Annotated in this window: 8 protein-coding genes and 1 riboswitch; of the genes, 7 read left to right on the forward strand and 1 reads right to left on the reverse strand. The window is 69.1% G+C overall.

Translation table 11 applies throughout. The annotated features are described in order from the left end of the window. Position 1: 1 nt before the first annotated feature. Positions 2 to 733, reverse strand: coding sequence for a cobalt-precorrin-6A reductase (locus tag JI664_RS22590; protein ID WP_207016046.1), 732 nt, complete (start codon positions 731 to 733; stop codon positions 2 to 4). Between JI664_RS22590 and cbiE the strand changes: the two genes are divergently transcribed. The 7 genes from cbiE (at position 732) to cobF (ending at position 6,963) form a co-directional block, all read left to right on the forward strand. Next, on the forward strand, positions 732 to 1,928 hold the full coding sequence (cbiE, locus tag JI664_RS22595; protein WP_207016047.1) for a precorrin-6y C5,15-methyltransferase (decarboxylating) subunit CbiE: 1,197 nt from the start codon (positions 732 to 734) through the stop codon (positions 1,926 to 1,928). The two genes, JI664_RS22590 and cbiE, sit on opposite strands and share 2 nt — an antisense overlap. Continuing rightward, positions 1,910 to 2,272 carry a cobalamin biosynthesis protein gene (locus tag JI664_RS22600; protein WP_414707757.1) on the forward strand — a complete coding sequence of 121 codons (363 nt, stop codon included), beginning with the start codon at positions 1,910 to 1,912 and terminating at the stop codon, positions 2,270 to 2,272. The genes cbiE and JI664_RS22600 overlap by 19 nt, the downstream gene beginning before the upstream one ends. Then, on the forward strand, positions 2,269 to 3,054 hold the full coding sequence (gene cobM / locus JI664_RS22605) for a precorrin-4 C(11)-methyltransferase (protein ID WP_207016048.1): 786 nt from the start codon (positions 2,269 to 2,271) through the stop codon (positions 3,052 to 3,054). The genes JI664_RS22600 and cobM overlap by 4 nt, the downstream gene beginning before the upstream one ends. Then, positions 3,051 to 4,361: a cobyrinate a,c-diamide synthase gene (locus JI664_RS22610; protein ID WP_207016049.1), complete on the forward strand. Its 1,311-nt coding sequence runs from the start codon at positions 3,051 to 3,053 to the stop codon at positions 4,359 to 4,361. The genes cobM and JI664_RS22610 overlap by 4 nt, the downstream gene beginning before the upstream one ends. Positions 4,362 to 4,389: 28 nt before the next feature. Continuing rightward, positions 4,390 to 5,106: a uroporphyrinogen-III C-methyltransferase gene (gene cobA, locus JI664_RS22615; RefSeq protein ID WP_207016050.1), complete on the forward strand. Its 717-nt coding sequence runs from the start codon at positions 4,390 to 4,392 to the stop codon at positions 5,104 to 5,106. A 153-nt stretch (positions 5,107 to 5,259) separates the two neighbouring features. Then, positions 5,260 to 5,460, forward strand: a riboswitch (cobalamin riboswitch). A 36-nt stretch (positions 5,461 to 5,496) separates the two neighbouring features. Then, a complete protein-coding gene (locus JI664_RS22620) occupies positions 5,497 to 6,168 on the forward strand; it encodes an energy-coupling factor ABC transporter permease (RefSeq protein WP_207016051.1) in 672 nt (223 codons plus the stop codon). 63 nt (positions 6,169 to 6,231) lie between these two features. Beyond that, positions 6,232 to 6,963: a precorrin-6A synthase (deacetylating) gene (gene cobF, locus JI664_RS22625; RefSeq protein ID WP_207016052.1), complete on the forward strand. Its 732-nt coding sequence runs from the start codon at positions 6,232 to 6,234 to the stop codon at positions 6,961 to 6,963. Positions 6,964 to 7,270 lie beyond the last annotated feature (307 nt).

The raw sequence follows: 7,270 nt of genomic DNA on the forward strand, positions 1-7,270 counted from the left end.
GCTAGGCGCTGAGCCAGGTCAGAACATCCGCGATCTCGTGCACTTCATGGCGCGGCGGAAGGCTGGGGCGGTCGATCATCAGGACCGGCAGGCCCAGCGCGCGCGCGGCGTCGAGTTTGGAAACAGAGCCCGTGCCGCCCGCGTTCTTCGACACCACGAGGTCGATCTTGTGGTCACGCATCAGGGCCGCGTCGGCCTCGGCGCTGAACGGGCCGCGATCGACAACGACCACGTGATGGGGCAGCGGCGGCGTTTCCTTGGGGTCATCGACGAGGCGCAGCAGGTAATGGTGCTGCGGCTGGGGCGCGAATTCGTGGATATGCATCCGGCCGATCGCCAGCATGACATGGCGCGCCGGTCCCGCCAGCGCCGCAACCGCCGCCGGGATATCCGCGACGCGCTGCCAGTCGTCACCGGGGCCGGGCTGCCATGCAGGGCGCGTCAGGGCGATCAGGGGCGTGCCGCTATCGGCGCAGGCATTGACGGCGTTGGTGCTCATCTGCGCGGCGAAGGGATGGGTGGCATCGACCACATGCGTCACCGCGTGCTGGCGGATATAGTCGCGCAGCCCCGCCACGCCGCCGAAACCGCCGATCCGCACCGGGATAGGTTGCGCCTTGGGGCGCTCGACCCGGCCCATATAGCTGAGCGTCGCGGGGATCTGCGCCTCGGCCAGCGCCTGCGCGAGTGCGCTCGCCTCGGTCGTGCCGCCGAGCAGAAGGACATTGGGCATGGCTGACACTCCGTGGCTGACCATTCTGGGTTTGGGCGAAGATGGCCCCAAGGGGCTGACGGATGCAAGCCGTGCGGCGCTGGACGCGGCCGAAGTGGTCATGGGACCGCCGCGCCACCTGTCGCTGCTGCCCGAGACGGGCGCCGAGCAGGTCGAATGGCCCGTGCCCTTCGCCGACGGGGTGCCGTTGCTGCTGGCCCATCGCGGGCGGCAGGTGGTGATGCTGGCCTCGGGTGATCCGTTCTGGTTCGGCGCGGGAACGGTGGTGACGCAGGCGCTGGCGCAGGGGGAATGGACCGCCCTGCCCGGCCTGTCCTGCTTCTCGCTGGCCGCCGCGCGGATGGGCTGGGGGCTGGAACAGGTCGCCTGTCTGGGCCTGCACGCGGCGCCCTTCGCCCGGCTGCGCCCCCTGCTGGCACCGGGGGCGCGGGCCATCGTCACTTTGCGCGACGGGACGGCGGTGGCGGGGCTGGCGGGCTATCTGGACGGGGCGGGATTCGGCGCGTCGGTACTGCATGTGCTCGAAGCGCTGGGGGGTCCGCGCGAGCGGGTGCGCCGCGTGACGGCCCGAGGTTACGCGCTGGACGATGTGCAGCACCCGGTCGCGGTCGCCATCGAGGTGGCGGGCGAGGGCGCGGTGCTGAGTTTGGCCTCGGGCCGGGCGGATGACTGGTTCACGCATGACGGGCAGATCACCAAGCGGCCTGTGCGGGCGCTGGCCTTGTCAGCGCTGGCACCGAAGCCCGGCGAATTGCTGTGGGATATCGGCGCGGGGTCGGGGTCTATCGGGATCGAATGGCTGCTGAGCCACCCGTCGCTGCGCGCCATCGGGTTTGAGGGCAACGCCGAGCGCGCGGCGCGGGCGCGCGAGAATGCAGAGGCGCTGGGGGTCGAGCGGCTGCAGATCGTCGAGGGCCGCGCGCCCGAGGTGCTGGAGGGTCAGCCCCTGCCCGACGCGGTCTTCGTCGGCGGCGGGCTGTCGCAGGCCTTGCTGGAGCGGCTTTACACCCTGCCCTCGGGCACGCGGCTGGTCGCCCACGCGGTGACGCTGGAATCCGAGGCCCTACTGGCGCAGGCGCAGGCGGCGAAGGGCGGCAGCCTGTTGCGTGCCGAACTGGCCGAGGCGCAGCCGCTGGGCCAGAGGCGCGGCTGGAAATCGGCCTATCCGATCGTGCAATGGAGCGTCACGCTATGATCGTCGCGGGTTTCGGCTTCTCTACCCGCGCGACGCTGGCGTCGCTGCAGGGCGCGCTGGCTGCGACCGGGGGCACGCCCGGCGCGCTGGCGACGCTGGCCGACAAGGCCCCGGCGCTGGCGCCGCTGGCACGCAAGATGAACCTGCCGTTGATCGAGGTCTCAGGCCCCCTGCCCGACACGCCCACGCAATCGCCCGCCAGCCTGAGCGCGCGCGGCACTGGTTCCGTGGCCGAGGCCTGCGCGCTTGCCGCGGCGGGGCCGGGCGCGTATCTGATGGCCCCGCGCGCAGTCTCGCCCGACGGGCTTGCCACCTGCGCGCTTGCGAAAGGAAACGGCCAATGAGTGTTCATTTCGTCGGCGCCGGTCCGGGCGCGCCCGACCTGCTCACCCTTCGGGGCCGCGATATCATCGCCGCCTGTCCCGTCTGCCTGTATGCCGGGTCGCTGGTGCCCGAGGCGGTGCTGGAGCATTGCCCCGAAGGCGCGGAGATCGTGAACACGGCGCCGCTGTCGCTGGATCAGATCATGGCGGTGATCGCCGGGGCGCATGAAAAGGGTCAGGACGTGGCGCGGCTGCATTCGGGCGACCTGTCGGTCTATTCGGCGATGGGCGAGCAGCTCAGGCGCCTGCGCGAGATGGGCATTCCCTATACTGTGACACCGGGCGTGCCCGCCTTTGCCGCCGCCGCCGCCGCTTTGGGATCCGAACTGACCCTGCCGAGCCTTGCGCAATCGGTGGTGCTGACCCGCACGCCGGGCCGCGCCAGCGCCATGCCCGAAGGCGAAACGCTGACGAATTTCGCCGCCACCGGGGCGACGTTGTGCATCCACCTGTCGATCCACAATCTTGAACGCACGGTGGCCGATCTGACGCCCGCCTACGGCGCCGATTGCCCGGTTGCCGTGGTCTGGCGCGCGACATGGCCCGAGCAGCGGATTGTGCGCGGCACGCTGGGCACTATCGAGGCACAGGTCGCGGGGTCAATGGAGCGCACGGCGCTGATCCTTGTCGGGCCGGCGCTGGCGGGCGAAGGGTTCGAGGAAAGCTGCCTTTACGCCGTCGATTACGACCGCCGCTTCCGGCCACAAAACGCGGATTCGGTCTATGCGGGGTCGAAAGAATGAAGGGGATCCTCGTCTCTGCCCCGGCCTCGGGCACCGGCAAGACCACGGTCATGCTGGGCCTCCTGCGCGCGCTGAGCGAGGACGGGCTGACCGTGCAGCCGTTCAAATCCGGCCCCGACTACATCGACCCGGCCTTTCACCGCGCGGCCTGCGGGCGGGCGTCGTTCAACCTCGACAGCTGGGCGATGGGGGCGGGACTGCTCGACGCCATCGCCTCGGAGGCCGAGGGCGCGGATATCTGCGTGGCCGAAGGGTCGATGGGGCTTTATGACGGCGTGGCCTATGCAGGCGCGCTGGGGCATGGATCCTCGGCCGAGACGGCGGCGCGGATGGGCTGGCCCGTCGTGTTGGTGGTCGATGTCTCGGGACAGGCGCAATCGGCAGCGGCGACAGCACTGGGCTTTCGGGCGTATCGGCCCGATCTTCCCTTCGCGGGCGTGATCCTGAACCGCGTGGCCTCGCCCCGGCACGAACGGCTGGCGCGGCTGGGCATGGAAGCGGCCGGGATGCCGGTGCTGGGCGTACTGCCCCGGCGCGGAGATCTGAAACTGCCCGAGCGGCATCTGGGGCTGGTGCAGGCGGTCGAACATCCCGATCTGGACCGCGCGATCGCCGATTACGCGGCGTTTCTGCGCGAGAATGTGGACCTTGGCGCGATCCGGGCGGCCGCAGACGGTGCGTCGATGACGCACCCTACAGCCTTGCGCATCCCGCCCCCCGCCCAACGCATCGCGCTGGCGCAGGACGCGGCCTTTTCCTTTGCCTATCCGCATCTGATCGAAGGCTGGCGCCGCGCCGGGGCCGAGATCCTGCCCTTCTCGCCCTTGGCCGACGAGGCCCCGCCCACATCCGATCTGGTCTGGTTGCCTGGCGGCTACCCCGAACTGCATGCTGGGAAACTGGCCGCCGCCACACGCTTCCGCGCGGCCCTGCGCCGTCACGCCGAAACGAAGCCCGTCCATGGCGAATGCGGTGGCTACATGGCTCTGGGCGCGGCGCTGATCGACAAGGAAGGCCAGCGCCACGAGATGGCCGGGCTACTGGGGCTGGTCACCAGCTATGAGAAGCGCAAGATGCATCTGGGCTATCGCCGCGCGGAACTTGTAGCCGACATGCCCGGACAAGCGGCGGGGGCAGTCCTGCGGGGCCACGAATTTCATTATTCGACAATCCTCGAACAACCGGATGCCGTTCTGGCACGGGTTTCTGATGCCGAGGGCGCGGCGGTGGCCGAGACCGGCTCGGTCCGCGGCACGGTCAGCGGGACCTTCTTTCATCTGATCGCGCGGGACGGAGGGGACAGATGAGTATTTCCGGCAAAGTGAAGGGGCAAGAATGAGCGGTTTCGTGTCCTTCGTCGGATCGGGGCCGGGTGACCCCGAATTGCTGACCGTCAAGGCCGTCAACCGGCTGAAAGCAGCCGAGGCTGTGTTGTTCGACGATCTGTCCTCGGGCCCGCTTCTGGATCTTGCGGGGCCCGGCGCCGAGCTGGTCGCCGTGGGCAAGCGCGCCGGCCGCCCCTCGCCCAAGCAGGATCATGTCAGCCGCCTGCTGGTCGATTACGCAGGCGCGGGCGCAAAGGTGGTGCGGCTGAAATCCGGCGATCCGGGGATTTTCGGGCGACTCGAGGAAGAGATCACCGCGCTACGCGAGGCCGGTATCCCCTACGAGATCGTGCCGGGCGTGACCTCGGCCTCGGCGGCAGCGGCAGCGGCGGGCATCCCGCTGACCCGGCGGCTGCAGGCGCGGCGGGTGCAATTCGTCACCGGCCACGATGTCGCGGGCGCGCTGCCCGAGGGGCTGAACATGCCCGCGCTGGCCGACGGGCAAGCCACGACCGTGGTTTTCATGCCCAAACGCACCTTTGCCATTCTGGCTGCGCGGCTTCTGGACGCGGGTCTTCCGCCCGAGACGCCCGCGATGCTGGCCGAGAATGTCAGCCATCCCGACCAGAAGATCACCCGCGCGACGATCGGCACGCTGGCCGAGACGCTGGCCGACGCCGATCCGCGCGCGGCGGGGATCATTCTTTACGGCCCGCTGGCAGAGTAACGGCGCGCTTGCAGCGCCCCTTTGAGCGCCCTTCAGTGCCCATGGAAGCGCTGGCGCGTCTCTCCTTCTGATTGTGGGCCGTCCGATTGCAGCCCGGGTCGCGAATGCCCCCTGCAATGCCGCGATCAGCCTTGACCGGCGGGGGTGCTTCCGGCAAGGGTGATAGGGTCAGGTGCCCCCGATTGGGGCTGAAACGGGAACGGGGTGAAATGCCCCGGCCGCCCCCGCGACTGTCAGCGGTGAGCTGGCTGCCACGATGCCACTGTCCCAAGGGTCCGACGACCGGCGGGGCGGGAAGGCGGCAGTCCGCAGCGACCCGCGAGCCAGGAGACCGGCCCGACGCGAGAGACTGGAAATCGCCGTCGGAGGGACGGCAAGGAGCAATAAAGTATGCATATCGAACCGGGCGTCGTCGACGGCGCAAAGATGATCCTGTCCTACGGCACCGCTGCCGCGGCGGCTGGCGTGTCGCTGAAGCTGATCGCCGATGACCTGAAGTCGCACAACGTGCTGTCCTTCGCCATGCGCTCGGTTCTGGCCGCGATCGGCACCTTCATCTGCTTCGAAGTCCTGCCCCACGCCCCGGTGGGCGTGTCCGAAGTTCACCTGATCCTCGGCACCACGCTGCTGCTCATCCTCGGTGCCGGCCCCGCCGCGCTGGGTCTGGCCGGCGGGCTTCTGGTGCAGGGCCTGTTCTTCGCCCCGACCGATCTGGCGATGTACACGGTCAACGTCACCACCCTGCTGTTCCCGCTGTTCCTGATCCACATGATCGCCCGCAAGGCGATCCCGGCCACCAAAGCCTATGTTGATCTGCGCTATCTCGATGTGCTGAAACTGTCGGTCGCCTATCAGGGCGGCATCGTGGCATGGGTCGCGTTCTGGGCGCTCTATGGTCACGGCGTGTCGGCCATGGGCGGCGTTGTCAGCTTCGGCGCGGCCTATATGACGGTCGTGCTGATCGAGCCGCTGGCCGATCTGGGCGCGCTGGCGCTGGCCAAGGCGCTGCACCGCTACAAGGATTCGGGCCTGTTCGTGAACCGGCTGCACCACGCGAGCTGATAGCTTGCGGATACGATACGCGCGGCAGGCCCTTGGTCTGCCGCGTTTCTTATGGGGGCTGGCATGATTGCGCTCGACCTGATCGGCATCGGCACCGGCAATCCCGAGCATGTCACGCTCGCCGCGATCCGCGCCATGGCGGGGGCCGACCTGATCCTGCTGCCCCGCAAGGGCTCTGACAAAAGCGATCTGGCCGACCTGCGTCGCCAGATTTGCGAGACCCATCTGCCCGACCTGTCGCGGGTGGTCGAATTCGACCTGCCGGTCCGCGATGCCTCGGGCGCCTATCTCGACGGCGTCAATGACTGGCACGATGCCATCGCGCAGACATGGAAAGCGCAGATCGATGCCCGCCTGCCACAGGGCGGGCGCGTCGCGCTGCTGGTCTGGGGCGATCCTTCGCTCTACGATTCCACTCTGCGCATTGCCGCGCGGCTGGGCATCACGCCGCGCGTTGTGCCCGGCGTCACGTCGCTGTCGGTCCTGACTGCCGCCCATGCGATCCCGCTCAACGATCTGGGCGCGCCCGTGATCATCACCACCGGCCGCCGCCTGCGCGACGAGGGCTGGCCTGCCGGCGCGGACGCGGTGGCGGTTATGCTCGATCAGGGCGGGGCCTTTACCCATATCGCGCCCGACGGCGTGACGATCTGGTGGGGCGCTTATCTGGGCATGGCGCAGGAGGCGTTGATCTCGGGGCCGCTCGACGCGGTCGCGCAAGAGATCATCGACACCCGCGCGGCGCTTCGGGCGCGGCACGGCTGGATCATGGATATCTACCTGCTCCGGCGCTGAGCACCTGTTTCCTGACATTCGGACCGCGAGCCCCGGCGATTCGCCGGGACCGAATCACTGCGCCCTTTGGCCAGCGAGCGGTTGATACTGCGCTCGGGTGGAGCTGCTGGGGCGTGTTTCGGGCGGAAGGGCGGGGCGGCGGGGTGTCATGGGATAACGCGGGGGCGTGACAGGGCACGTGGCGACGCGTTAGCGGCGCTCGATTCGGCGGGGCTGGTGGAGATCGGGCAGAGTTTCGATCGCGCGGATCGTCAGGAAAGAACCCTCGTATTCCAATCGCTTGCACCGTTCGCGCAGAGGGGTGGGG

Origin of the sequence: Rhodobacter sp. NTK016B (genome assembly GCF_017303295.1) — a bacterium.
In the GTDB taxonomy this organism is placed as follows: domain Bacteria; phylum Pseudomonadota; class Alphaproteobacteria; order Rhodobacterales; family Rhodobacteraceae; genus Pararhodobacter.

What these genes read in the sequence shown, in the direction of transcription:
- cbiE (WP_207016047.1), top strand. Translation starts at nt 732, where the DNA reads ATGGCTGACACTCCGTGGCTGACCATTCTGGGTTTGGGCGAAGATGGC.
- JI664_RS22590 (WP_207016046.1), bottom strand. Translation starts at nt 733, where the DNA reads ATGCCCAATGTCCTTCTGCTCGGCGGCACGACCGAGGCGAGCGCACTC.
- JI664_RS22600 (WP_414707757.1), top strand. Translation starts at nt 1,910, where the DNA reads ATGGAGCGTCACGCTATGATCGTCGCGGGTTTCGGCTTCTCTACCCGC.
- cobM (WP_207016048.1), top strand. Translation starts at nt 2,269, where the DNA reads ATGAGTGTTCATTTCGTCGGCGCCGGTCCGGGCGCGCCCGACCTGCTC.
- JI664_RS22610 (WP_207016049.1), top strand. Translation starts at nt 3,051, where the DNA reads ATGAAGGGGATCCTCGTCTCTGCCCCGGCCTCGGGCACCGGCAAGACC.
- cobA (WP_207016050.1), top strand. Translation starts at nt 4,390, where the DNA reads ATGAGCGGTTTCGTGTCCTTCGTCGGATCGGGGCCGGGTGACCCCGAA.
- JI664_RS22620 (WP_207016051.1), top strand. Translation starts at nt 5,497, where the DNA reads ATGCATATCGAACCGGGCGTCGTCGACGGCGCAAAGATGATCCTGTCC.
- cobF (WP_207016052.1), top strand. Translation starts at nt 6,232, where the DNA reads ATGATTGCGCTCGACCTGATCGGCATCGGCACCGGCAATCCCGAGCAT.